This is a genomic window from Xenorhabdus szentirmaii DSM 16338 (assembly GCF_002632585.1).
Taxonomy (GTDB): Bacteria; Pseudomonadota; Gammaproteobacteria; order Enterobacterales; family Enterobacteriaceae; genus Xenorhabdus; species Xenorhabdus szentirmaii.
In genome coordinates this window covers 320,493-344,646 of the sequence record NZ_NIBV01000001.1, presented here as the reverse complement: position 1 = coordinate 344,646, position 24,154 = coordinate 320,493, and the positions used below count along the sequence as shown (strand labels likewise).

General features: G+C 42.5%; 23 protein-coding genes. 10 read left to right on the top strand and 13 right to left on the bottom strand.

The genetic code is table 11. From position 1 onward, the window contains the following. The first annotated feature begins 91 nt into the window (after nt 1–91). The gene (gene gntK, locus Xsze_RS01650) at nt 92–646 is read left to right on the top strand and encodes a gluconokinase (protein WP_038235142.1); all 555 of its coding nucleotides are present in this window, start codon (nt 92–94) and stop codon (nt 644–646) included. 2 nt (nt 647–648) lie between these two features. Next, nucleotides 649–1,986: a gluconate transporter gene (gene gntU, locus Xsze_RS01645; RefSeq protein ID WP_038235140.1), complete on the top strand. Its 1,338-nt coding sequence runs from the start codon at nt 649–651 to the stop codon at nt 1,984–1,986. A 135-nt stretch (nt 1,987–2,121) separates the two neighbouring features. On the opposite strand, the gene Xsze_RS01640 is transcribed toward gntU, so the two are convergent. From Xsze_RS01640 to Xsze_RS01615, 6 genes are all read right to left on the bottom strand, one after another. Then, on the bottom strand, nt 2,122–3,366 hold the full coding sequence (locus Xsze_RS01640; RefSeq protein WP_038235137.1) for an SGNH/GDSL hydrolase family protein: 1,245 nt from the start codon (nt 3,364–3,366) through the stop codon (nt 2,122–2,124). Then, the gene (locus Xsze_RS01635; protein WP_038235134.1) at nt 3,353–4,489 is read right to left on the bottom strand and encodes an SGNH/GDSL hydrolase family protein; all 1,137 of its coding nucleotides are present in this window, start codon (nt 4,487–4,489) and stop codon (nt 3,353–3,355) included. The genes Xsze_RS01640 and Xsze_RS01635 overlap by 14 nt, the downstream gene beginning before the upstream one ends. Then, nucleotides 4,476–5,897 (bottom strand): MBOAT family O-acyltransferase, encoded by a 1,422-nt coding sequence (locus Xsze_RS01630; RefSeq protein ID WP_038235132.1) that lies wholly within the window; start codon nt 5,895–5,897, stop codon nt 4,476–4,478. The genes Xsze_RS01635 and Xsze_RS01630 overlap by 14 nt, the downstream gene beginning before the upstream one ends. 180 nt (nt 5,898–6,077) lie before the next feature. Then, nucleotides 6,078–6,851 (bottom strand): protein bax, encoded by a 774-nt coding sequence (locus Xsze_RS01625; protein ID WP_038235129.1) that lies wholly within the window; start codon nt 6,849–6,851, stop codon nt 6,078–6,080. An 835-nt stretch (nt 6,852–7,686) separates the two neighbouring features. Then, nucleotides 7,687–8,340, bottom strand: coding sequence for a hypothetical protein (locus Xsze_RS01620; protein ID WP_038235126.1), 654 nt, complete (start codon nt 8,338–8,340; stop codon nt 7,687–7,689). A 187-nt stretch (nt 8,341–8,527) separates the two neighbouring features. Next, entirely contained in the window at nt 8,528–9,019 is a 492-nt protein-coding gene (locus Xsze_RS01615; protein WP_244431750.1) for a DUF3761 domain-containing protein, read from the bottom strand. Between the two features lie 121 nt (nt 9,020–9,140). On the opposite strand from Xsze_RS01615, the gene Xsze_RS01610 reads away from it, so the two are divergent. After that, complete coding sequence (locus tag Xsze_RS01610) at nt 9,141–10,244, top strand: toxic anion resistance protein (protein WP_038235121.1); 1,104 nt, start codon at nt 9,141–9,143, stop codon at nt 10,242–10,244. Nucleotides 10,245–10,326: 82 nt separating this feature from the next. Beyond that, a complete protein-coding gene (locus Xsze_RS01605) occupies nt 10,327–11,331 on the top strand; it encodes a 5-bromo-4-chloroindolyl phosphate hydrolysis family protein (protein ID WP_038235119.1) in 1,005 nt (334 codons plus the stop codon). 409 nt (nt 11,332–11,740) lie between these two features. Here the strand turns inward: Xsze_RS01605 and Xsze_RS01600 are convergent, their stop codons facing one another. Further along, nucleotides 11,741–12,091, bottom strand: a complete 351-nt coding sequence (locus tag Xsze_RS01600; protein ID WP_038235116.1) for a SymE family type I addiction module toxin — start codon at nt 12,089–12,091, stop codon at nt 11,741–11,743. A 979-nt stretch (nt 12,092–13,070) separates the two neighbouring features. On the opposite strand from Xsze_RS01600, the gene Xsze_RS01595 reads away from it, so the two are divergent. Continuing rightward, a complete protein-coding gene (locus Xsze_RS01595; protein ID WP_038235114.1) occupies nt 13,071–13,682 on the top strand; it encodes a tyrosine-type DNA invertase in 612 nt (203 codons plus the stop codon). Nucleotides 13,683–14,104: 422 nt separating this feature from the next. Here the strand turns inward: Xsze_RS01595 and Xsze_RS01590 are convergent, their stop codons facing one another. The 5 genes from Xsze_RS01590 to Xsze_RS01570 form a co-directional block, all read right to left on the bottom strand. Further along, on the bottom strand, nt 14,105–14,683 hold the full coding sequence (locus Xsze_RS01590; protein WP_038235111.1) for a TerD family protein: 579 nt from the start codon (nt 14,681–14,683) through the stop codon (nt 14,105–14,107). 119 nt (nt 14,684–14,802) lie between these two features. Continuing rightward, the gene (locus tag Xsze_RS01585; protein WP_038235107.1) at nt 14,803–15,831 is read right to left on the bottom strand and encodes a TerC/Alx family metal homeostasis membrane protein; all 1,029 of its coding nucleotides are present in this window, start codon (nt 15,829–15,831) and stop codon (nt 14,803–14,805) included. Nucleotides 15,832–15,858: 27 nt separating this feature from the next. Then, entirely contained in the window at nt 15,859–16,314 is a 456-nt protein-coding gene (locus Xsze_RS01580) for a tellurite resistance TerB family protein (protein WP_038235105.1), read from the bottom strand. A 43-nt stretch (nt 16,315–16,357) separates the two neighbouring features. After that, the gene (locus Xsze_RS01575) at nt 16,358–17,509 is read right to left on the bottom strand and encodes a TerD family protein (protein WP_038235102.1); all 1,152 of its coding nucleotides are present in this window, start codon (nt 17,507–17,509) and stop codon (nt 16,358–16,360) included. Then, the gene (locus Xsze_RS01570; protein WP_038235099.1) at nt 17,506–18,096 is read right to left on the bottom strand and encodes a TerD family protein; all 591 of its coding nucleotides are present in this window, start codon (nt 18,094–18,096) and stop codon (nt 17,506–17,508) included. Before Xsze_RS01570 ends, Xsze_RS01575 begins: the two co-directional genes overlap by 4 nt. A 509-nt stretch (nt 18,097–18,605) precedes the next feature. On the opposite strand from Xsze_RS01570, the gene Xsze_RS01565 reads away from it, so the two are divergent. From Xsze_RS01565 to Xsze_RS01545, 5 genes are all read left to right on the top strand, one after another. Continuing rightward, on the top strand, nt 18,606–19,748 hold the full coding sequence (locus Xsze_RS01565) for a phosphoribosyltransferase domain-containing protein (protein ID WP_408672848.1): 1,143 nt from the start codon (nt 18,606–18,608) through the stop codon (nt 19,746–19,748). Then, on the top strand, nt 19,741–20,556 hold the full coding sequence (locus tag Xsze_RS01560) for an HAD family hydrolase (RefSeq protein WP_038235096.1): 816 nt from the start codon (nt 19,741–19,743) through the stop codon (nt 20,554–20,556). Before Xsze_RS01565 ends, Xsze_RS01560 begins: the two co-directional genes overlap by 8 nt. Continuing rightward, nucleotides 20,556–21,635 (top strand): cysteine protease StiP family protein, encoded by a 1,080-nt coding sequence (locus tag Xsze_RS01555; protein ID WP_038235192.1) that lies wholly within the window; start codon nt 20,556–20,558, stop codon nt 21,633–21,635. The genes Xsze_RS01560 and Xsze_RS01555 overlap by 1 nt, the downstream gene beginning before the upstream one ends. Next, nucleotides 21,635–22,606, top strand: a complete 972-nt coding sequence (locus Xsze_RS01550; protein ID WP_038235093.1) for an HpcH/HpaI aldolase/citrate lyase family protein — start codon at nt 21,635–21,637, stop codon at nt 22,604–22,606. Before Xsze_RS01555 ends, Xsze_RS01550 begins: the two co-directional genes overlap by 1 nt. Nucleotides 22,607–22,733: 127 nt before the next feature. Further along, nucleotides 22,734–23,216, top strand: a complete 483-nt coding sequence (locus Xsze_RS01545; protein ID WP_038235190.1) for a hypothetical protein — start codon at nt 22,734–22,736, stop codon at nt 23,214–23,216. A gap of 91 nt (nt 23,217–23,307) precedes the next feature. Here the strand turns inward: Xsze_RS01545 and Xsze_RS01540 are convergent, their stop codons facing one another. Next, on the bottom strand, nt 23,308–23,802 hold the full coding sequence (locus Xsze_RS01540; protein WP_038235091.1) for a TIGR00645 family protein: 495 nt from the start codon (nt 23,800–23,802) through the stop codon (nt 23,308–23,310). Nucleotides 23,803–24,154: the final 352 nt, after the last annotated feature.

Genomic DNA, 24,154 nt, shown 5'->3' with positions numbered 1-24,154 from the left:
GCTTTTTTGGCATGTTTTACTTCGTTACTCATATTTTGTCGATACGCCATAAAGAGAGTCAGGTAGTCAGAATTAGATAAAGGAGTTTGATATGAGCGATACCCGGCAGTTAAATCATGTTTTTGTATTGATGGGGGTATCTGGCAGCGGTAAATCTGCGGTTGCCTGTAGTGTTGCCCGTCAGTTGGGCGCGGCATTTCTTGATGGGGATTTTCTTCATCCCCGCGCCAATATTATAAAAATGGCGCAAGGGCACGCTTTGGATGATAATGATCGCCAACCGTGGCTGAAAGCATTAAACGATGCCATTTTTGCCATGCAAGGTACGAATCATATCTCTCTTCTTGTATGTTCTGCTTTGAAAAAAAGCTACCGGGATATATTACGTGAGGATAATGAACATTTGTCATTCCTTTATATGAAAGGCGATTTTGATTTAATTGAACATCGCCTGAAATCACGCAAAGGGCATTTTTTCAAACCACAAATGTTAATTTCGCAATTTAATACGTTGGAAGAACCCGGTTGTGATGAGAAAGACGTGCATCACATTGATATCAAACCTACTCTTGGTGAAGTGGTAAAACATACAATTCAATCTATTGATTGCATAATTAAAACAACTGCCTATGTGAGTGAGGTATAGGAATGAGTACCTTAAATTTGGTACTGACCTCTGTCGGTTCTGTGCTTCTATTGTTGTTTTTAGTGATGAAAGTGAGAATGCATGCTTTTCTTGCTCTGATTATGGTTTCAATCGGAGCGGGGATATTTTCGGGTATGCCACTGAAACAAATCATTCAGACAATGGAAAACGGTATGTCAGGTACGTTAGGTTTTCTGGCGGTCGTTGTGGCATTGGGATCAATGTTTGGCAAGATCTTGCATGAAACCGGCGCTCTTGATCAGATTGCGGCGAAATTGCTGGAGAGTTTTGGCGAAAAACGGGCAAATTATGCACTGGGTATTGCCGGTCTGATTTGTGCATTGCCTCTGTTCTTTGATGTGGCGGTTGTTTTGCTGATTGGTGTGGTGTTTGCCGTTGCCCGCCGTACAAACAGCAATGTTGTGAAATTGGCTATCCCGCTGTTTGCCGGTGTTGCGGCCGCAGCCGCGTTTTTGGTGCCGGGGCCGACGCCTATGTTGCTGGCACAGCAAATGGGCGCCGATTTTGGATGGATGATCCTTATCGGGTTAAGTGCGGCAATTGTTGGCATGTTATTGGCCGGCCCGATATACGGCAGCTTTATCAGTAAATATGTCACATTGAATTTGCCCAAAGATCTGTCTACCCCAAGCCTAGGTAAAAACCAGATGCCTTCCTTTGGCTTCAGTTTGGCGCTGGTATTGTTTCCGCTGATATTGGTGGGATTGAAAACGATTGGTGTTCATTTCGTGGGCAATCAGCCTGAGCTACGTTCCTGGCTGGAGTTTATTGGTCATCCGTTTACTGCGATTCTGGCTGCGTGTTTGGCTGCTATTTATGGTTTGGCGATCCGCCGGGGAATGAGCAAAGAAAAAGTCATGGATATTTGCGCAGCGGCACTGCAACCTGCGGGGATTATCCTGCTGGTAACGGGAGCGGGTGGTGTATTCAAAGAAGTATTGATTGATTCCGGCGTTGGGCCAGCGCTGGGCAATGAGCTGGTTGGTGCGGGTCTGCCCGTTGCGCTGGCATGTTTTATGCTGGCGGGTGCGGTGCGTGTTATCCAAGGTTCGGCAACCGTGGCGTGCCTGACCACAGTGGGATTGGTTCTGCCAGCCATCGGGGAGTTGGGCTATTCCGGGGCACAAATGGCAGCATTGTCAATTTGTATTGCTGGTGGCTCTTTGGTTCTGAGCCATGTGAATGATTCGGGTTTCTGGTTATTCGGTAAATTTACAGGGGCGACAGAAGCACAAACCCTGAAAACATGGTCTGTAATGGAAACTATCCTTGGCACAGCCGGCGCAATTGTTGGCATGATTTATTTTTCCCTGCTGTAATCGCTTTCAAGTTATTGTGACTTGTCTCATTCGCATGGGCGAAGAGATGTTTTGCGGCAATGCAAAATGTAATAGCGAGTTAAAAAAACACGCCCCTGAGGGCGTGGTCTGCGATAAATTGTTCAACGTGATTATTTAATTTTGTTGTTCAATCAATGCGATGAACTGTTTATAAAGCGCTTCGGCACTGAGTTCATAACCGGCAGCGGAGAGATGAACATAATCAGGACGAGCAAGATCTTGTTGTGCCCATCCTTTGACTGAACATGGCCCGCCCATATATTCCCGCCAATCCCAGAACAGGGTGTGCTGTTCTCTGGCGACAGCTTGTTGAACCTGAATCACGCCATTAAGGAGCGCAGGTTGCTGTTCGTCACAGTTTGCTGCGGTTTTATTTTTCAATGAATCATTCGGCCCAATCAGCAAAATGAGGGCTTGCGGGATTGCCCTGCGAATTTCCTGCACTTTGGACGTCAGCTCTTTTTGGTATTCCGCCAGATCTAACATGTCATTAAAGGCTTCGTTAGTCCCATAGGCGAGGATAACAACGTCCGGTTTCAATTCAGCCAGAGTTTCAATCCACTGGGGTTGCCATTTATCCGGCATATTTATTGTCGCGCCATTAATACCCAATGCAGATAACATCACACCAGGGCTTTGGCGCTTTATCAGCCAGCCACCTATTTTCAATTGTGTATCTTGTGGATAGAGCGTAACGGGAAAATTGATACGTTGTTGTGGTGAGAAATACCACTCACTTTGTGTTTCAGGTAACGATATTGCGGGTAAATTCCGGGTGGTGCGTACTTTCAGTTCCGTTGATTCATGGGATTGATAGAGTGCACTTAACCAATAGTCACCATGGGCGGTGGCCGAGTTGATTTGTATCAGGCTGTTGGCGTTTTCAGGGATGGCAATCAACCCTCCCAGAGGGTAATCCGCCCGGTTATCTTTCCGGCTGTTTGAAAGCCACCAGCCGGCTTTATCTCCGGTGGTTTTATCCCCTGTGAATCGTACTGTCGCGTTACGTTGGCCTGGAACACTCATTGGAGGTACAAATCCGGGGCCGGCATCACCATAGCGCTCTTGCAATAAAACGCGTAATTTTCCGGTAAAAAAATCTGCGGCGGTATGAGAATCACCGAGCTGCACAAAATGAAGCTGACGGGTATCGCTATGACGCAATTTCTCGGCTAGAAGCGGAAGATTGGGATCGCCAAAATCTGTCAGCTGTTGCTGGCGATAGGGTTGTGTTTCTTGGGAAACGGATGAAGGCTTGTGTTTTTCCCAATGGCACGATAACAGGCTGGCTGAGAGCACAATCACCAGACCGGTACCCATTATCCGATAAAATGTACGGCGTGTTTTAAATCGTTGCATCTTCTTGAGCCGGCTCCTGAATAAAGGTAATCAATGAGAATAGGTAATCTGCAATGGTTTTTTGCCCATTCAAACTGAAATGAATACCGTCACCACTTCGAAGTTTTGTGGTGCTGCTGCCATCACCAATATAATCTGAATAATTATCGGATTTATATTTAAACAGGTCATTAACCGCGATGTAGATTTCTCCCCTTTTTGCCACTTCCGTTTGATATAAGGTATTGAGATAAACCATGTTGTTAGAGAGTTTTTTCTGGCGCATGCTGGGTGGCCCGACCCAGATGACATCAACCTGATGCTGATGGGCACTGTTTAGAATAGTATCAATTCGCTGACGATAAAGTTTTTCCCAATCTTCACTGGCGAATTTCAAATAAGGCCCTCCGCGTTTTGAGGGCATATCCCAGGGATCATTCGGGCCTAAAAAAACCACAATTAATTTAATGTCCGGATTATCTCTCAATGCATTAGTGATGGTTTTTGGCCAGTCAAAAAAACCAGGATAAGACAACCCTGTACTTTGTTTACTTAGGTTAATACTGGAAATACCATATTCCTGATAGAGCCGGCGTTTTAAATGTGGCGCAACGCCCTGCATCATTGAATCCCCCGTCAATAACACCTTGTCTTTTTTCCCCAAACTCACCTGAGTTTTCTGGATAATTTCAACAACGGGATGTTGTATTGAATTATTTTGGGTAAAAGGGGATTGCACCAGTTTGATATCATTCCGGAGCAATTCGGGAAAGGTAAAGGAAAGATTTTCTATCGGATAGACATAACCTTCAAGAAAGCGCAACGCAACCCGAAAGTCAGCAGGGAAGACCTCCCGGCCACGATGAATATGAGTGGGTTGTGCCAGAGGCTCCTGATATTTACCTTTTGCATAAGCCATAAACGTTTCACCTGCGGCTATCGTACCTTGCCGCACGTTATTGCCTAAATCCCATAGTGGTTCTCCTTTTAGAGATACCCAGGGAGAATTGCGGTGATATTTTTGTTGCCAGAAGTTATCCAACGAATTTTGATTCAGCCAGATAAGCATTAAGCTGGTCAGGACAATCACAAAAATAGCTTGCCCGACTGTTTTTAGATTAGAGGTAAATTCAGAAGTTGGCATAGATAAATCCTGGCATTCCAGAAGGTGATAACATAAATACCAAAGTGAGGATCAGGGCTAATGGAATTGGGTAATAAACCCAAGAAATCAGGTGATGGTTTTTCTCCATTTTATTTCTGAGATCCACCAGCCATGGATAGATAATAAAAAATCCCCAGAAAGCCGCCAATAATGGGCTGCTGGATAACATAGCCATAAGGATATCGCCGGAAACCAGTTGATGTAATACCGCTATTGCATCATTGAACGTCGGGCTGCGGAAAAAGACCCAGGCAAAGCAGACAAAATGAAATGTCACTACACGGGATAAAAATAATGAAACCGGGTTCTTAGCCTGTGGGGTGTTGTGTTTTTTTTCCGCAGGAAATAGGGCGCTTTTAATATTCTGCAAGATTAAACCTAAGCCGTGAATGGCCCCCCAGAGAATAAAGCTCAGGCCTGCACCATGCCACAAACCGGAAATAACCATGGCAGAGAACATATTCAGGTTCTTGCGGAAAATGCCTTTTTTGTTTCCTCCCAGAGGGATATAGACGTAATCACGGATAAACGTTGACAGGCTGATGTGCCAGCGACGCCAAAATACTTGTAAATTTTCCGCAAGATAAGGGGCATTGAAATTTTGTGGCACTCTGAAGCCTAATAACAGCGCAATGCCTGTGACAAGGTCGGTATAACCGGAAAAGTTAAAATAGATATTCCAGGCGTAGGCATAAATTGCGACAAGAATTTGCCCGGCATGATGGTTGGAGGGATCTTCAAAAACGGGGTCCACCAGATTTTCTGACAATGTCGAGCTGAGCAAAAAAAGTTTTGTGATGGCAAGTGAGATCAAGAACAGCGCTTTCAAGGGTTCCAGCATTATTCTGGATGATGTCTGAATTTGCGGCAGAAAATCTTTGGCCCGATTAATGGGGCCGGCCACAATGCTGGGGAAAAAGCAAAGATACAAAATGACATCAGGCAGGGAGGCGGGAGGAAGTTCTTTTTTACATACCGATACAACATAACTGATGGAATGAAATGCATAGAATGACAAGCCTAATGGCATCAATAATTCAAGAACCGGCAGTTCCACGGCAATGCCGATATTGAGCAGTGATTGCTGAATGGCTTCTTGGAAAAAAGAATAATATTTGAAGACAGTGAAACAGCCAAGTACCCCCATGGTCAGAAGAGCAAATATGACTTTATTGGATAAATAACGGCTGAGAATATTCGTCAAAAAGTAAATAAAAAGAGTATAGCAGAATAAAATATAGGCGAATTTGACTGAAAAAGAGAGTACAAATAAATAACTGACTAAAATTAATAATGAATTCTGTAGTTTGGGGGCTTTTTGTAAAAGCCAGTAGACAAGCAGCAGAATAACAAACGATCCAAGAAATTCAAAAGAAAAGAAATTCATATTAGGCTCTGGCTAATCATTTATCATTAGGATAAGGAATATAATTATGCCTTATATTATAGTATGGAGTTTACCTATATTTACAATAGATGATAAAGAGGGAGGATAAAAAATAATCCACCTTGCATGTATGACAAAGGCATGTATGACAAAGTGGATTATTGGCAGTGAGAATCAGTGTTAAATGTCTAACTCCTGTACTTGTGAAATCAGTTCCTTGTTGCGATTAAACACTTTATGTAAATAGCGATTATACTCAGAGCCCAGTTCAGAATAACCATTAAGGTTATCGATCAACTTACTGGTATTCAGAGGCTTCTGTGTTGTTCTCTGTTCTGCCCGTGCAGTGCGCAGAGATTCATAAGCACGGTGCGTATTCAGATTTTTCATGTAAGCGACAACGGAATCATCAATGGTCCGGTAAGCAGAATACCCTTTGACTTTTCCTTTACTTGCCTTACAAGAAACACAACGCATACCAAACAGGTTATTATTCTTCTGGGCAAGTTCTGATGTTCCCCAGCCGGACTCTGCTGCTGCCTGTGTGGCGACAAAATGAGTCGGTATTATGTCAACCCGACTGAGCAGCTTTTTCCAATTGACCTGTTTTGGTGAATTGCAGGTCATTTTGTAATCTGAGCAGATCATTTTCAAGTGATTCATTTCCTGTGCAGACCAGTGTCGATTTTTCTGGTGTGACAGGAGCCATTTGCGGTCTTGCATAATCTTTTGATTATGGAGATCAACTACCGGGACAACAACATTTAAAAACGCTTTCTTCCGAGGTGTACCTGAAGGGTATTTTCGCAAATCAGGCAAATCTTTTTGAATGCCATTGTGAGAATACTCTTGCATCTTTGAGGTACTGGTCGAGGCATAGCTCAGACCGGTAAAGATTAATGAGATAAAGAAAGCGAAGACCGCAGTTGTCCTCATCATCGTTCGAGAGGGCATTTGCTTCTCCTCGTTTTATCAATCTGGATAAAAAACATACGAATATTAACAGGCTAAATAATAGATAGCTACTGTTATTCACAATTCATAAGAAGAATTTCTATAATGAATGTTAGCACCCTACTGACAAATATCTATATTTTTCACTTTGTATGGTAAATAAATGTAAGTATTATTATGATTTTATCTGGCTGCCTTAATAGTAAAACGAAACATTCTTTTGTTTTGCTTTTTTGTCTTAAACTGAATATTTCCATTTAGTCATCTGTTTTTATTGGTTTTTATTAAAGTGAAGGCAAGGCCATTTTCTTTTTTGTTCAACATCCATATACATTGATTTTTGTAATGTATATTTGTTTATATGGTTATTTTTCTAAAAATAGAACATTTTATCGATATCATTCTTTCCTTTTCTCAATTAACTGAATGATATAAATAAATTATTTTTTATTTCAGGTGACTGATTTTTTTGTATGTCTTTAGAAAGATTTTCGTAAAGTGATATTTTAGATATAAATTAATTTAACGGGTTTTGAGGTGAGAAGTAAACAAAATAACAAATATTATTGATTTGGAAATGAAAGGTGAAAAGTAAGGTTTGCTCTCTTGAGAGGGCAACATGAATGCATCTAAAAATTGTTCCATCCACACTCTGTGGCCCATCGCGAAATATAGCTTATTATTTCAGTGATATCTTTTCTTATAGTAAAAATAAAATAATTTTGAGCTTGTGATAAAATTGCAAAAGATGATATGTGCTGATAGTAATATTCCCATTAATATTATCATTGGCAGCAGAATGATAAAGTATAAAATCAGTAGAATATGCCAAGCTTCAGGTTGTTGTATTATGGAAATAATAAATAGTATGAAAATAATTGAAAAAAACTCTAAGCCTAGAGATGGATTCACTTGCATTTTTATCAAGCCAAGTCAGAAAATCACCCTGAGTCTCTTCTCGTCTGAGTGAAAAAGAACGTAACAGTGCCAATTGTTCTTTAAATGTAAAGGTTGTTGTGACAAGGCGCCTTCTTTTTTCATCTTTTTCGATATAAACCTTAATATGATTCATATTGATTGGTGGGTATGCTTTATTTTTTGACTTTGGTTTGAAAAATATTTTGTTACCAATGCAAAATAAAAAGAATTTTAAACCGACGATATACCCACAGCCAATGAGTCTCGCTTTATTTAAAATTGCCAAAAGGGAAAAAGAAAGGTAGATAAAAAAAGCGTAATTGGCGATAAAGGCATAAATTTTAGGTTGAGGTGGATAAAATAAACTACAAACTATTGCTGTAATCAAGAATATAGTGACATTTTTTATCGAATCAATAAATTCATAGGCAACGCCTTTTATCCAATGGGTGAAATTATCTCTGGTTTCGTTTTTGACTAACAAAAAACTCTTGAGCAGGATAATTTGTTCGGTATAGGTAAATAGCTTAATGATGGATTTTCTTATTTTAGGGTCATCTGTAAATCGCATTATTACTCCAGCTTTTTCTGGTTAGGCAGTGAATTATTCTTTATTTTCCCTGTTAAAATTTTCTTAATAAGAATACGTTGTCGTTGGTTCCTTATATTATTACATTCTATTCAAGAACGCGATTCATAGGCAAAAAATTAGGGAGCCAAAGCCCCCTAATTGCACATAATGAGTCATTAAATATGCGTTACAGCCATTTAGAGACACCACCGTGGCGAGAACAGGCTCCTTTGCGGGATTTACTTTTGCTGTAAGTCCCGTCTTTACAAAGAGCCGTGTTGGCCCCTTTTTTGGCAGACTTATTTTTATGCTTTGATACTTTTTTCACACTTGCTTTTTTGGTGACTTTCTTTTTCGCTGAGCTGACTTTGTTTTTTGCTGCCTCAACATCATGTTTTACTGCCGTCACGGTTTTTGAGACAGGCTCAGCTGAGGTGGATACCGCAGGCACTGCAAGTGCTGCACTTGAAAACAACACCAGTAATGCTGCAACTGATAACTTCAAGTTTTTCATCATATTTATCCTCTGATTAGAATACTTAAACCAGAAATCTACTCTTGCAGTTTGGAGTATAGTATCGAATGATATGATTACAAATTTCACATATGGTGAATTTATATCTTTGAGTTTTTGTTGTTTTGGATTTTTATTTTGATGAAAAGCAAGAAAACTAACCAACAGCCTGACTTCACGGTGAACTTATTTTAATGCGTTCTGATATGCTTTAAACAAATAACTAAAATCGTATAATATTTGTTATTCGTCATATCGTTAATTAATTTCACAACAGGACTACTCCATGAATACGGAATCAATGCCTATCCCCACATTTGAGCGTCAGACAGGTGCAACACAATTGGCTGAACGAGTTGATCAAGAAAAAGTGAATGCGTTGGTCGAGAAAATTGATATTTTCCAACCAACGGCAGTGATTAGCTATGGCGCTAAACCTATGGGAGAAATTGCCCGTTTTGCAGATTCCCTGTTGGAAAATGTGCGTTCCAAAGAAGCAGGAGAGGTGGGTAAAAAGCTGTCAGATCTCGTGATGTTCGTGCGTGAAAACGGTGTGCAGAATGATGAAGAAAAAACGAGCAGCTTTTTACGGAGCCTGCCGTTAATCGGTGGCTTTTTCAAAAAAGCGGAAAGGGCGGTCATCGACAGAAAAACGCTGACACAACAGGTGGATACCATCAGTTCTCACCTTGATCGTGCTATGACCAATCTGGTACGTGACATCAATATACTGGAACAGCTTTATGTGCGAAATCTTGGTTTTTACCGTGATATCGCATTGTATGTTGAAGCGGGTAAGCAAAAGCTGGAGCAGGTAAAAAATGAAATGTTGCCAGAGCTGAGCATGAAAGCTGAAGCTACCAAGGACATGATGGATGCCCAGAGTGTGAAGGATCTGGTGGAAAATATTACCCGTTTTGAACGCCGCATTCATGATCTGGAACTGTCAAAAATGGTGGCGGTCCAAACTGCTCCCCAAATTCGTATTGTGCAGAGCAATAACCAGCAGCTCGCTGAAAAAATCCAGAGCAGCATCATGACGACATTGCCTATCTGGAAAAGTCAGTTGGTACTGCAATTATCACTGGAAGCACAGGGCAAGGCAGCAAGATTGCAAAAAGAAGTCAGCGATACCACGAACGAATTACTGCGCAGAAACGCAGAAATTTTGCAGCAAAACAGTATTGCAACCGCAATCGAAGTTGAGCGTTCTATCATCGATGCTGAAACACTGCGCGATGTACAGAACCGTCTGGTCAATACGATTGAAGAAACCATGCGCATTGCCTCTGATGCGAAAACCAGACGTGCTCAGGTTGAAGTGGAATTGGCCGGGATGGAAGAGAATCTGCGTCAGCGTTTAAGCGCCGCAGTATCAAAATACCAATAAATTGAATCTATACCATCACATATGAGCATACTCTTTTTGGGGAGTGTGCTCATTGTGTTATCTGTAAGGAATAAATTGTATTGTGGAACAGATAAAAGCATTTTTTTGGCGTCTATTAATTCATGGCATTGGGTTATTTACCAGTGCGATTGTTTTATCTCTGATGATGAGCCAAGAATGGGCGCCCTGGGGAAGCCATCATGCTCAGGTTGTTGAAGTACTGATATTTTTTGCCAACTATGGGGGGATGGTAGCGCTTTTTGCTCCCCGGCATGAAAGGTGCTCAACTTTCATACAGTCTTTTGTCATCATATTGTTAGTGATTTTGTGCTGGATTGCCGATTTGTTGGCAGTATTTATACCACTGGCGGGTTTTGCCATGTTATTGATTAAGGCAATCAGCAAACGGAAAATGGCAAAAGGGCGCTTCCTGCTATTGGTGATATTGAGTATCTATATCATTTCCTTATTGGCCTATGATTTAAAACCTTTCCCGATGTGGTTCTGCATTACCTATATCATCGCAGTGCTCTTGCTGGGAGGGAGTGAACGTATTGAAGCCGGCGAGGAAAAACAAAAAGCAAAAACGGTAACCGAAAAGTCATGTGAAGAGCCGGGTAAAAACAGAGTTGAAGCCGAAACCGTTCAGGTGCCGGATAACCAGGAGGCCACCTCAGATGCTTTTGGTGAATATTATCAGGGGCTGGCTGCTATCATGGCCTATCAATCCGTTGTTCCGAGAGATATATGGCCTCACCTGAACAATATAGAAGAAAAAACCCGCGCTATCATTGCCTGCATGAAAGAAGATGAGCGAGATGTCCAACAAGGCACGGCGTTTTTGAATCGCTATTTGCCGATGATTAAAAATGCACTGGAATCCTTGGCACTTTTGAAACAACATCAGGTCAGCGGCTCTCAATTTCAGGAAGCCAGATTGATGACTATCCAGAGTTTGCAAGAGATGGAATTGGCATTCAGTGAAATGCATCAGGATCTGCTGAGCAATAATGTTGATGACTTAATGGCTGATTTAAAATCAATGAGTCAATTGGTGCGTGCTCATGGTTTTGGTGAGAAAAAATGACATCACGAATGGACATCACGAATAGACATCACGAATAGAAATATAGCGTGATGCAAAAAGCGATAATGATGACGGAGGCTTGTGGTATTGGCAAAGTGACAATGTACATGGATAACCACCGGGCTTGCTAATCACAATGCCACCATAAGATGAATAAAGTAACGGAAGCTATATACACTCTTTCTTGAAGGGATAGATACGATGGATTTCAAGATGCAGCCGATAAAGCTGCAACTTGAAAGACGACAGGAATACAAGCCGGAATTATTCTCAACATTTTCCGGCTGATGAATGAGTTATTGTGATTTTATCAATGACTGATTTTAAGGCGCCCGCGTTTTTACCGGACCGTCGTCATATTAAGTCACCAGCCAGCCTGAAGTGATGCAACCGGATATTGATGGCTGTTTTAAGCTAACATTTCCATTAACTTTGGTGTAAGGATAATTTTTCCGTGTTCAATTTCAATATTAATAGGTTGTTCGATTAATTTGCTGATTGTCAGCCAATCTCCTGCGATATAAAGTTCACCATTTTCACGAATGCTATCGATCCCTTCGTAAGGATTATCTTCCACTTCATTAATCAAACTGACCAGATCTACATCGGGTTCAACAAGGGAAATAATGAGCCCATTAGAGAATTGTGAGATATGGAATAACTCATTTGCGGTAAATCCAGCATCGCTGAGTGCACTACCATTGAGTATCAACTCTGGAATATCAATTTCAGCATGGCGGAATGAAACATGAAGGCTCATTTGTACGTTCCTTGTGTTATTGGGATATACCGCGATACTTTATCAGCACTTCGTCCGCACTGCACCGTGAATTCATATGTGTTTTTTGTCGGTATCGCATTCATGGGATAATTCGATGCCTACCCTAACGTTTAGTTGGCTGACATGCCATCGACAATGTTGCTCTTTGAGAAGTGAATCGCAAAAAAACAACTGGATATTTATCCACCACAGCTGTTTTGTCGAAATTCGAACTCATCACCACTTGATGAATGAACTTCATATAAGATAGATGAAGGTAAATAAAACTGACCATCATTTAAATATATGAATTTATAACATGGCATATTTTAAAATTCTTTACTGATATTATTTATTGATGAATGCAGGTCGGTTTTATTTGAAAGATGAAATGGATTGTTTATTCAGGATATATGGGAGTAGACATAAAAATAGCAAAAAATATTGATTTGTTCTGATTGGTAAGTTCATCTGTCATATTTATGAAATAAATCTGTCATATAATTGTCATTTTTTTCCCATCTAATGTGTTTCCACTTCTAATTGGTAAGAAATAATGTAATTGGTAAGAAATAATGTAATTGGTAAGAAATAATGAAGTGAGAATAAGTAACTTCTCTTTTTTGAATGTTATTGGATCATATGATTAATAATTTTGGTTTATGGTTTTTTTATTATTGATGGTCTTTTTGTATCTATATAATAAGGTGACTTTAAAGGGGGGTGTTATAAAAATAATTAGATAATTTTTCCTAGGTACATGATAAATAGGATGAAGATTATCTTTTTAAGGAAGCTGTCTTTTGACAGAACAGATAATGGTTCATTTATCAAAAATATAATTAATAATGGAATATTATATTTCGTGAATACGTTTAATAAAATAAGCGATATATCCCATGGATTTCAAATTGCAGCCAACAAAACTGCAACTTGAAAAACGATGGATATAATCCACTACCCCAGAGAGTCATACATTATGCTAAAACGTAAATATTTAACTCATTCTGAAATTGAGCAGCTATTAGCTGAGTTAGAAAAAGGTGCTAATGCAGAGCGCAATATCTGTATGCTTTTCATGGGATTTATCCATGGTTTTCGGGTTTCTGAACTCTTGGGGCTACGTTTATCCGATGTTGACCTGCTCGATCGCAGTTTGAGCGTCAATCGTTTGAAAAATGGTTTTTCCACTATCCATCCCATGGTTTCGCGGGAAATTCAGTTATTGCGTAAGTGGCTGAGTATACGTAAAAAATTAGAGAAATTCGGTAAAAGCGAATGGCTATTTATTTCTCGCACGGGAGAGCCTTTATCCCGCCAACAATTCTATAAAATCATCAGGAATACAAGTATCAAGGCAGAAATTGCGATTTGTGCTAACCCACATATGTTGCGTCATTCGTGTGGTTATGCGTTGGCAGATAATGGCGTTGATACGCGATTAATTCAGGATTATTTAGGTCATCGCAATATTCGCCACACTGTCAGATATACTGCGAGTAATGCAGGTCGCTTTGATGGCATTTGGCGAGGCAGAGGAAAAAGAAAAAGTGTCACATTCAATGACAAACTGTTAACTACGATAGACTGAATCATTGCAATCATTATTGCTGAAGTATTTTATTTTAAATGCCAGGGAAAATAATCAAGCTATTTATTAAAAGAGAAAAATATTATCGACAATATTCATAAAAACAATCAGAGGGGAGGGGGAAATATTTTGTTATTATGCCATTAAATCTAAAAATAACTTGGTTCAATATCAAGTTGAAAATAATCTTTGTAAAATTTTAAATAGATTTAATTAAAGAAAGCATAAATTGTTTCAGTTAACAGTTTAATTCTAAATGTTAACTAATGAGTCAGAAAATGATTGTTTTAGAAAATAAAAAAGCCCTGCTGATTTCACCTGGCAGGGCTTTGATCTCAGTGTGCCCAATGCATTGTTATGCTAAACGCTAAACATGGTTATGCTAAACACGGTCACACTGATTTTATTGCTCAATATTCAAATTAAGCAGCATTGATACCATATTGTGCACATACAGATGCCAGGCCACCCGCATAGCCTTGGCCTACCGCACGGAATTTCCATTCTGAATTGTGGCGATACAGTTCACCGAACAGCATTGCGGTTTCAGTCGATGCGTCTTCGCTCAGGTCATAACGAGCCACTTCAGTTTGAGTATCGTCGTTAACCAAACGAATGAAGGCACCGGAAACCTGACCGAAGTTCTGGTTACGAGCTTGTGCATCATGGATAGTGACCACGAAGATGACTTTGTCGATATCAGCAGGAACTTGATCCAGTTTGATTTTCAGTGATTCATCATCGCCATCCCCTTCACCGGTACGGTTGTCGCCAGTGTGCATGATGGAACCATCAGCGGATTTCAGATTGTTGTAGAAAATGAAGTCTGCATCACCGCGAACTTTACCGTTTGCTGCTAACAGGAAAGCAGAAGCGTCAAGGTCAAAATCCTGACCGTCAGTGGCGCGGGCATCCCAACCGAGACCGATCAGGACGTTTTTCATGCTTGGCGCTTCTTTACTCAGAGAAACGTTACCGCCTTTAGAAAGAGATACACCCATTGTTATTTCCTCATTTATTACATTGATACCTTTTATTTTTCAAACCGTAGCGTTGTTGGTTGTTGGCTGCAATCTGAAATTTATCGGGTACAGATTGTTATAGATTTAACTTATTGGATCTAGTTTTCGTTGTCTTTTTGTGGGAAGAGCAGGCTGGCAAAAATACCGACCATCAGTACGCTAACCACCACAAGCAGACTGGTTGTCGCTGAAATTGAGTAACCGTGATGGAATATGTGCTCAGAAGCGTTCAGGCCCAATTTGGCCGCAATGAAGAACAGCAGGACAATCACTGCTTTTTCCAAATGCACCAAATATTTCTTCAAGGCTTCAAGCACAAAGTAGAGTGTTCTCAGGCCCAGGATAGCGAACATCATGGCGCTGTAAACAATCAACGGTTCCCGGCTGACAGCAATAACCGCAGGAACAGAGTCAAAGGCAAACATCACATCGGAAAGCTCAACCACGGCCAAACACAGCATCAGTGGCGTCGCATAAAGAGCAGCTTTACCTGTCCGACCCACTTTCACATCGGCGTTTTCTGGCTTAGCCAGCTCTGCGTCCACTTCTTTCTGATTCAGCAAAAAATCATGACCGCGAAGCTTCGGCCAGATTGGGAAGAAGCGTTTTACCAGACGGTAGGCCAGATGTTGTGAATAGTCTTCAATCTCGTCGTCGTCATCACCACTTTTCAGCATCATCACCGCTGTCCAGCCAACAATAACCGCGAATACAATTTCAACCCATGGCCCAAGCGACAGTAAGCTTGTCCCGATGGCAACGAAAATACCACGGAAGACAATGGCCCCGATAATTCCCCAGTACAGGACTCGGTGGCGATAGCGATCCGGAACAGCGAACCAGGAAAAAATCGCCATGATAACAAACAGGTTATCGACAGAAAGGACTTTTTCCAATGCGTAGCCCGTGACAAACAGGCTGGCGGTTTCTGCGCCGTGATGAACATACAGGAAGCCTGCGAAAACAAAGGCAATCGCGACCCAGAAAATAGACCAAAGAGCGGCGCTGCGCAGCGAAATCGGCTTATCATGACGATGCATAAAGAGGTCGATAAAGAGCGCACCAACCGACAGAATAATAAATACAACTACGGTTTCCATCGGAAAACCAATGTGCGTGGATTCCATGAAGTAAGCCTCTTAAATTATCTGCGATTACAGTTCAAAATCAGCCGGTGTAAAGCCAAGGGCTATACAAATTTCACGGGCAGCATTTTTCTCGGCGTTGTCAAAGTCACCATCGCTTTTGGCGACGGCAATACCAACACGCAAAGCAAGCTGTGCCGCTTCCGGCTGTTGTTTCAGGGCCATAATGAATTTCATGGCCTCACCTTTACCAATATCAGCATCAAACTCATAGCTGCTGACCAGTTTGTTAAAGAATTCAATAATCTCGTTGGTATCGAATACGTTGAGTTCAGGGGAATTTTTGATGAACCCAATCATTTTCTGTTTTTCTTCTGAACTGACACTGTTGCTTGCCATGGCAACATGGGCGCATACCGCGACAGTTCCTTCCATGAATTTCCGGTTCTTGAAACGGCCAACCTGATTGACCAGCTCTTCACGGCCCGTGTTGAATGCAGATTTGATTTTGTTGAAAAAGGACATGAGTCCCTCCGTTTAGATAAAAAAATGCGTAAAAACTCAGATGTTATTTGCTGCCGGATGTCCAGCTAAAGCCCCAGCCAAATGCCCTGTCCATATCTTTATGCCCCTTGAAATATTGGTTGATGCGTTCGACTTTGATGGCACCATTTTCATTGACAAGGCGGGCAATGGCACACATGCCTTTGTTGTTCTGGCCTTCTGTCATGCGTGTTTCAATGGGGGGTTGCTCAGGAACATAGATTGTGGCCACACCGTCAGTCTTATCCCAACTGGGCACGCCTTCATAAATAAAGGCGTAAATCAGAACTTCACTGATAGATTTCCATTCAAGGCCGTTGATGTGGAGCCATTCACCATCCTGTACACTGCCTGTACGATCATCACCCTGCAATTCTACATAGGGTTCGTTGCGATAATCGCCGAAACTGTTTCCTAATGCCTGTATCACATCGCGCGTTCCATCACGTAACCGGACGAATGCACCCAGATCCAAATCGACGCCTTTGTTTGAACCAAACATGCTCTGTAATACGCCTTTTGAGGAGGATGTCTGATTCCAGTTAAGATTGACACGGATTTTGCCGTAGTTATCCCGTTTGCTCAGGCTGATAGCCGGTTTTTCTTTGGTCAGGGAAACCTTGCTCAGATTCACGCTGGCCGGAGCCGCGGCCGGTGCGGGAGAGGGCTGTGTCGGGGCATCATCAATGATATCAACACCAAAATGCTCTGCCAGTGGTTTGAGGCCACCGTTAAAACCTTGGGCAATAAAGCGGAATTTCCATTCCCCATTGCGACGGTACAGCTCGCCGAGGATGAGGGCGGCTTCTGAACGCCCCTGAATTTCAACATTGCCTTGCAGGAGCACATTACTGTTCAGTTCAACCTGAATGGAAAGGTTACGCAGGTTGGCAATGGTCTGGTTTCCGTCGCAGGTTGCGGTAAACGCCACTTTCTGGACATCCTGACTCAATGCCGGCAGGTTGACGAAAAATGAGGTATTGATACTGCCGCCTGCCAGACGGATGGTATTGTCATTATTGACGGGCTGGCCATAAAACACCATGTCCGGATCGCCTTTGACTTTACCGTTGGCATACAGGCGAAAAGCGGATACATCAACATCGGTGCCTGACAGAACCCGCACGGTGAGCATCTGGTTAGCAACGGGGGCATTGCCCCCCGGAGTCAGTTTCATGCATTCACCACTGTCTCAACGATCTCAGGATACATATCCTCGATGATTCGTCCTCGGCAGGGAACTCCATGTGCAGTGAAATCCCATTGACCGCTATTGCGGCGCAGGGAAGAGATAATGATGCCGGTATGGGAACCTTGTTCATTCAGTTGATAGCGAGCCAATTCTTTGCCGCTCTGGTCAACGACACGACAGAACGCATTTTCAACATCATTGAATGTTTGACCGCGGAAACTGTTGACGGTAAACGCAAGGTATTCAACATTGACCGGAAGTTTAATCAGATCAACGCGGATGACTTCATCATCACCATCACCTTCACCAGTCAGGTTATCACCAGTATGCAGGATGGAACCGCATTTGGATCTCAGCTGGCGGAACCAGACGATATCAATGGTATTGCCTGATTTATCAAGAAGAATGCAGCTTGCATCCAGATCTATCTCATCATTGCCACCGCCGAATAAACTCGCCAGAAAGCCTTTTTTCTTGGTTATGGGGTCCCATCCCAAACCAAAATCAACCTTAGCCAGTGAAGCACTCTGCTTGGCGAGTGAAACTGACTGATTTTTGTTTAATGAAACCATTAATGACACCTCTATTATGTTTGTCGGTGAATTACGGTAATTTCACGTATTAAAAAATCATAATATGACAAATAAATAGGGTGATAATCTGTCATATTATGATTCCCATAAACAGCATGCCTTGTTTTTTACTGCATGATAGGGAACAGTCTGACTTCGCTTTGTATGATTTCTTTTCTATGTAAAAAAGTCAAATAAAATTTGCGATAAAAGATCATATTATGATTGACAACTGCTTGTTCTCAATCCTAGACTGCGATGCATATTTCGCTGAATGATAACCTGATGATAAATGTACTATGAGTGACAATATCTTTATCTCAATTGTTTCTGAATAACTGTTTAACAATTGTTTTTGAATGAATCGCTAAATTTGACGGATAGAAGCATAAATACCTTTTTTTCAGGTGTCCAAAGGGGCGGTATCCAAATTGTTCAGCTATTCCAAACAAGCAGTTATTCAAAAAAATAAGTCATCCAAATAGCCTGACATTTTTTAAAAGGTTCACATCATGACAACATTGAATGACACTCAGATCTATCAACGGAAATTGAATAGCGGGACGTTGACGGTGACTACATCCCGTGGCGGTATTCCCCTGGAATCGTTGTTTGATATCGCGGAACGGCGCAATCCCAAACGAGCATTTTTATTTGTGAGTAAAGTACTGGGGCGCCATATTCCTGTCAGCCCGTCAAACATGCGTTCGGTTTACCAGCAGTTATCAGAACGGTTTCCGGATAATCTTCCGGGTCCTGTTCTGTATATCGGTATGGCAGAAACCGCAGTGGGAATGGCCGCTGGCGTATTTCAGGAAACCCGAGGCAAGGTCAATCAGCCTGTTTTTCTGACTTCGACCCGCCATCCGGTTGAGGGTGATTTATTGTGTGAGTTTAAGGAAAACCATAGCCATGCGACAGATCATTTAATTTATTGGCCTATGGAAAACCGGTTAAAACAGCGCGTGATTAACGCCCGGACTTTAGTGCTGGTTGATGATGAAGCCACTACCGGCAATACCTTTCTCAATTTGCTGGAAGCATTGCGCAATGCAGGGCTTAAGCATATTGAACATATTGTGACGGTGACGCTGACGGACTGGAGTAATAAGGCGGTTGCAAAACGCAGCCCATTGCCGGTTTCCGATGTTTCTCTGAGTGAAGGAAGTTGGCAGTGGGAAGTTGATAGTTCTGCCCCTGTTCCTGTGATGCCTCAGGTTAATGTGACCGCTCAGGGAGAGGTCCGTATTATTGGTCAGCAAAATTGGGGGCGCCTGGGGCTGGATGATATTCAATGTGATATCGGAACGCATATTCACGCCAGAAAAACGGAAAAAGTACTTGTATTGGGGTCGGGGGAATTTGTCTGGCAGCCATTTCTGCTTGCTGAGCGACTCGAGCAGGAAGGGGCAACCGTTATGTTCGGCTCGACAACCCGTTCTCCGATTTCTTGTGGTTATGCGATCCAATCTGCGATGGCGTTTACGGATAATTATGGGCTTGGTATTCCGAACTTTCTCTACAATGTCGCTCACCAGAAATTTGATCGCATATTGCTGTGCCTTGAAACGCCAAAAATGTCGGTGGACCCGGAGCTAATGACACAGTTGTCTCAGGTATCCCCCATAGTTGAACTTGTTTCTTATGATTAAGCCTGTTTTTTTGACTGATCTGGATGACACATTGTTTCAATCACGCCGAAAAATGAGAAATAGAATGGGTGTGATGTCAGATGTATTGTCTTTTGGTGTAGGGGCGTTGGATCGGAAAGGTGCGCCTCACAGCCATATGACGGAAGAACAATCCATGCTGATTGGTTGGCTGTTGGCCCATGCGGAAGTGATCCCTGTTACTGCCAGAAATACAGAACAGTTCAGCCGGGTGTGCCTTCCTTTCAATTCCTGGCGCATTGTTGCCCATGGTGCGGTGCTTATTACACCGGAAGGTTCTATTGATGCACAATGGCAATCCCATATGTTATCGGCATTGCAGCCTTATCGGGATAAATTGCAAGCGCTGGCACATGCTATCCGGCGTTTGATCGCATCGCAGGGCATTGATGCCTGGGTGCGTATCGATTACGAATATGACAATGCGCCTGTTTTTGTGATCATTAAGCATCGCAATCCGGCTCGGTCGCAGGAACTTGATGGCCTACTGGATGTTTTGATTCAGGAAGATGACTTTTATTTCCATAAAAATTTTTACTTTCACAAAAACAATAACAATCTCACTATATTGCCCAAATGTGTGGATAAGGGGCTGGCAACCCGTCATCTTTTGCAGATGCTGCGCAATAAGAGAGGGGTTTTTCCGGTGATTGGCTTGGGGGATAGCCTGAGTGATTATCGTTTTATGCAGCAGTGCGCTTGGTTTGGTATGCCTCAGCGCAGTCAGTTTACTGATGCACTAACAACAGCCTTATTTGGAACTGAAAAGAATGATCGGAGCTGTAAATGATGAATAGCTTTCCTCCTTTTTCCGGGAGTTATGCCGTTGATGATGTTCAATTTTTGCTGAAGCCTGTCCAAATAGAGATGACTGCGGTTGATGTCAAAGAGCAGTTGATCCAGTCAGGCAAACGTCATTATTCGGAGATGCTGAGTCAGGAACCAGAGCCAACATCTTACCATCTCGAGTTGTTTGATAAGGCGCTTAAACAAGGCGCGGTCCGTCTGGCAACAGAGGTTATCATGCTTGCCAAGGCCTTGGTGTCACGTTTTGGTGATAAGCCCATTGTGTTGGTCAGCCTGGTCAGGGCAGGTGTCCCGTTGGGGGTGATGCTTCATCAGATGCTCAGGAAAATGGGCAGGTGCTCTTATCATTATGGCATCAGTATCATCCGCGATCGTGGCATCGACAACACCGCGTTATCGTATATTGAGCAGCAACACGGCACCGATGGGATTGTGTTTGTGGATGGCTGGACAGGAAAGGGGGCAATCACAGCGGAATTAACACGCTCTCTGGCTGGCCGGCAAGGGTATCCAGATACGCCTCGCCTGGTTGTATTGGCCGATCCCTGCGGCTGTTCATGGTTGTCCGCCAGTGATGATGACTGGCTGATCCCTTTCGGCATTATGGGAGCGCCTGTCTCGGGTTTGATATCGCGTTCAATCTGGCGTGAAGGAGGCCTGCATGGTTGTGTAAAATGCGATCACTTGTCCGCGTTTGAATGCAGCCGTTTGTTGGTGGATACCGTGGCCAGTTGCTGTGAGCAGTTGGACATGAATACGATCCCGGAAGCCAATTGGCATCCTCTGGGCACGCAACATCTTCTGCAATTGAGTAAAACGGTGATTTCTGCTCTGGCCGAAAAATATCAGGTTGATAGCATCAACCGCATTAAGCCCGGTATTGCTGAAGCCACCCGCGCGGTATTGCGACGAGTGCCTGAACATGTGTTTGTCCGTTCTAAAGATGATCCTGATGTTGCGCTACTGGTTCATTTAGCCAGCCAGAAAAATATTGTCATCAAAGAAGTGGGTGATTTGATAGGTCAATATCGTGCTGTGACTATCATTAAGAAGGTCGCTTGATGAAATTGATTCCTTCTCCATACCAGCTCGGTGCAACACTGTATATGCCGGCGACCCGGCAGGACATCGCCGAGATTATCTTGCAGAATAAGATCCCTGATCTGCGCTCTTTGGTGATTTGTCTGGAAGATGCGGTCAGTGAACGGGATCTCCCGGCTGCCCTTGAAAACCTCAATGATATTCTGCAAACATTGGCGGAAGCAGGGAGAGTTTGTTTTGATAGCGCGTTTTCTCATGGCATGCCTTTTGGTATCAAACACGCCTGTCCTCTGATTTTTATCCGCCCGCGAAATGAGGCGATGGCGAAGTATTTACTTACCAATATTCACCTCAATGTCATTGATGGGCTGGTTTTGCCCAAATTTACTCAGGCTTCTTTGCCGTCGTGGTGGGAATTGATTAAAACCACCCACCTGTGTGTGATGCCAACGCTGGAAACGGAAGAGGTTTTTGATGTTCAGCGGATGAATGAGCTTGCGGACACGCTCAAAGAGAGTCCTTTCAGGGATCGTATTATTGCCCTGCGTATCGGCGGTAATGATCTGATGAATGTGATATCCCTGCGGCGACCTCGTGAGTTTACCCTCTATGACGGGCCGATGGGTTATGCTATTAAAATGTTGGTAACGGTTTTTTCACGGCGGGATTTCGCCCTGACCGCACCAGTTTGTGAGCATATTGATGATTTGAAACTGCTTGAGAAAGAACTTTCATTGGATATTGCCCACGGATTGGTGGGAAAAACAGCAATACACCCAAAACAAATTGAATGTATTCAGAATGCGTTGATGGTTAATGCCATAGATTATGCTGATGCACAAAGTATTCTCAACTCGCGGCAGGCCGTGTTCAAATCACAGGGCACCATGTGTGAACCCGCCACGCATCAACGTTGGGCGGTGAATATTCTTGAGCGGGCAGAATATTATGGCGTAAAGCCGGAAATCAGCATAAAACCTGAGGTTGGTTAAGCGAATTGTAAGGTTTTGGATCAGTTTTAATATTGATTTGCTGGTTATAAAAGTTATTCTGGAAACTATCTTCGTGGTTAAAAATAGAGAGTTGGGGGGAATTTCCCCCTTACTTGGTAAAAAGAAAATGCTGCTCAGTCCCAAACAATTCAGAAATTTTAAATTAACTTTATTACTTTCACACGGCAAACCTGTCAGCAAAGTCAAGATCATCAGAGATCTCGACTGTTCCGAACCGACATTAACACGGGCTTTGCGTGAGTTGAGAGATTTATATTGTGCTGATATCCGGTTTAGCAAAACCGGGAACACCTATCAGTTAGTTGATAAAGGTATGCTAACCAAGAAAGATGTGCGCAGGATAGAAGAACTCCTTGCCCAGCACCTCAACTTAAAATCGGAAGACACTACCAGCCACGTTTTCCTCGACAAAGAGAAGAAAAAGCCGGTTTCCCTGTCCTTGCGCATGTCTGTGATCAGGAAAATTGACAGTCTGGCTTATCGGCTTGAAACAACAAGAAGTGATGTGGTTGAAATGGTTGTCGACAGATGTATTGAATCATTGTTGGAAACCGTGGAACGGGAATCATCAAAGCGGAAAGGCCCGTAATGCCAGCCGGTTGAATTAAACTGGCATTGCGGGAAGTTGTGGAGATATCGCGGCAATTTTGCGGCAAAATCGTGTGGGTTTGCTTGATAACTTAGTGAGAGTGGCGCGTAAGTTTATCAAGATATCCCATCACAAATGCAGACAAAACGAAGGTGAGATGGATAAGGACATACCACATTAGTTTATTGTCAGGTACGTTTTTGGCATCCATAAAAACGCGAAGAAGATGAATGGAGGAAATGGCAACAATTGAGGCTGCGACTTTATTTTTGAGTGTAGTAGCATCCACTTTTCCCAGCCAGCTCAACTTCTCCCTATTTTCGTGAATATCCAGCGTTGAAACAAAGTTTTCATAACCAGAAAACATGACCATCACCAACAACCCTCCAACTAATGCCATATCAATCAGAGAAAGCAAAGTCAGGATCAGATCAGATTCTGTGGTGGAAAAGATATGGGGCAAGATATGCAAGATTTCTTGAAAGAACTTAATTGCAAGGGCCAATAACGCGAATGATAGACCGAAATAAACAGGCGCAAGTAGCCAGCGAGAGGTGTACATAATGTTTTCGAGAAAGCGTTCCATGATTTTTCTGATTTGTGACAAAAAGAGGGAGATAGTATAGATCAAGAGTGTGAAGGCTATGAAATACATATCGTTGACAGATATTCAGTTTTTAACATTTGCCTTTTTTCTGCTTATTATCCGGTACTGAGTAAAACGCCTGCCTACAGAATAAATGCCTTTCAAGAAACAGTTTTCCGCGAAATAACCTCCTCTTTTTTGAACAAATTAATGGATATCACGCTGTGACTGATTGAGCACAGTATGAATTAGTCAGCCTTTCCACGATTGAACAAAATCAGTGTGTTTTTTATGCAATATGACGTGTTGCTATATTTATTGTTAATTATTTGACTTAATTTGTTTGATGTTT

What these genes read in the sequence shown, in the direction of transcription:
- gntK (WP_038235142.1), top strand. Translation starts at nt 92, where the DNA reads ATGAGCGATACCCGGCAGTTAAATCATGTTTTTGTATTGATGGGGGTA.
- gntU (WP_038235140.1), top strand. Translation starts at nt 649, where the DNA reads ATGAGTACCTTAAATTTGGTACTGACCTCTGTCGGTTCTGTGCTTCTA.
- Xsze_RS01640 (WP_038235137.1), bottom strand. Translation starts at nt 3,366, where the DNA reads ATGCAACGATTTAAAACACGCCGTACATTTTATCGGATAATGGGTACC.
- Xsze_RS01635 (WP_038235134.1), bottom strand. Translation starts at nt 4,489, where the DNA reads ATGCCAACTTCTGAATTTACCTCTAATCTAAAAACAGTCGGGCAAGCT.
- Xsze_RS01630 (WP_038235132.1), bottom strand. Translation starts at nt 5,897, where the DNA reads ATGAATTTCTTTTCTTTTGAATTTCTTGGATCGTTTGTTATTCTGCTG.
- Xsze_RS01625 (WP_038235129.1), bottom strand. Translation starts at nt 6,851, where the DNA reads ATGCCCTCTCGAACGATGATGAGGACAACTGCGGTCTTCGCTTTCTTT.
- Xsze_RS01620 (WP_038235126.1), bottom strand. Translation starts at nt 8,340, where the DNA reads ATGCGATTTACAGATGACCCTAAAATAAGAAAATCCATCATTAAGCTA.
- Xsze_RS01610 (WP_038235121.1), top strand. Translation starts at nt 9,141, where the DNA reads ATGAATACGGAATCAATGCCTATCCCCACATTTGAGCGTCAGACAGGT.
- Xsze_RS01600 (WP_038235116.1), bottom strand. Translation starts at nt 12,091, where the DNA reads ATGAGCCTTCATGTTTCATTCCGCCATGCTGAAATTGATATTCCAGAG.
- Xsze_RS01595 (WP_038235114.1), top strand. Translation starts at nt 13,071, where the DNA reads ATGCTAAAACGTAAATATTTAACTCATTCTGAAATTGAGCAGCTATTA.
- Xsze_RS01590 (WP_038235111.1), bottom strand. Translation starts at nt 14,683, where the DNA reads ATGGGTGTATCTCTTTCTAAAGGCGGTAACGTTTCTCTGAGTAAAGAA.
- Xsze_RS01585 (WP_038235107.1), bottom strand. Translation starts at nt 15,831, where the DNA reads ATGGAATCCACGCACATTGGTTTTCCGATGGAAACCGTAGTTGTATTT.
- Xsze_RS01580 (WP_038235105.1), bottom strand. Translation starts at nt 16,314, where the DNA reads ATGTCCTTTTTCAACAAAATCAAATCTGCATTCAACACGGGCCGTGAA.
- Xsze_RS01575 (WP_038235102.1), bottom strand. Translation starts at nt 17,509, where the DNA reads ATGAAACTGACTCCGGGGGGCAATGCCCCCGTTGCTAACCAGATGCTC.
- Xsze_RS01570 (WP_038235099.1), bottom strand. Translation starts at nt 18,096, where the DNA reads ATGGTTTCATTAAACAAAAATCAGTCAGTTTCACTCGCCAAGCAGAGT.
- Xsze_RS01560 (WP_038235096.1), top strand. Translation starts at nt 19,741, where the DNA reads ATGATTAAGCCTGTTTTTTTGACTGATCTGGATGACACATTGTTTCAA.
- Xsze_RS01555 (WP_038235192.1), top strand. Translation starts at nt 20,556, where the DNA reads ATGAATAGCTTTCCTCCTTTTTCCGGGAGTTATGCCGTTGATGATGTT.
- Xsze_RS01550 (WP_038235093.1), top strand. Translation starts at nt 21,635, where the DNA reads ATGAAATTGATTCCTTCTCCATACCAGCTCGGTGCAACACTGTATATG.
- Xsze_RS01545 (WP_038235190.1), top strand. Translation starts at nt 22,734, where the DNA reads ATGCTGCTCAGTCCCAAACAATTCAGAAATTTTAAATTAACTTTATTA.
- Xsze_RS01540 (WP_038235091.1), bottom strand. Translation starts at nt 23,802, where the DNA reads ATGGAACGCTTTCTCGAAAACATTATGTACACCTCTCGCTGGCTACTT.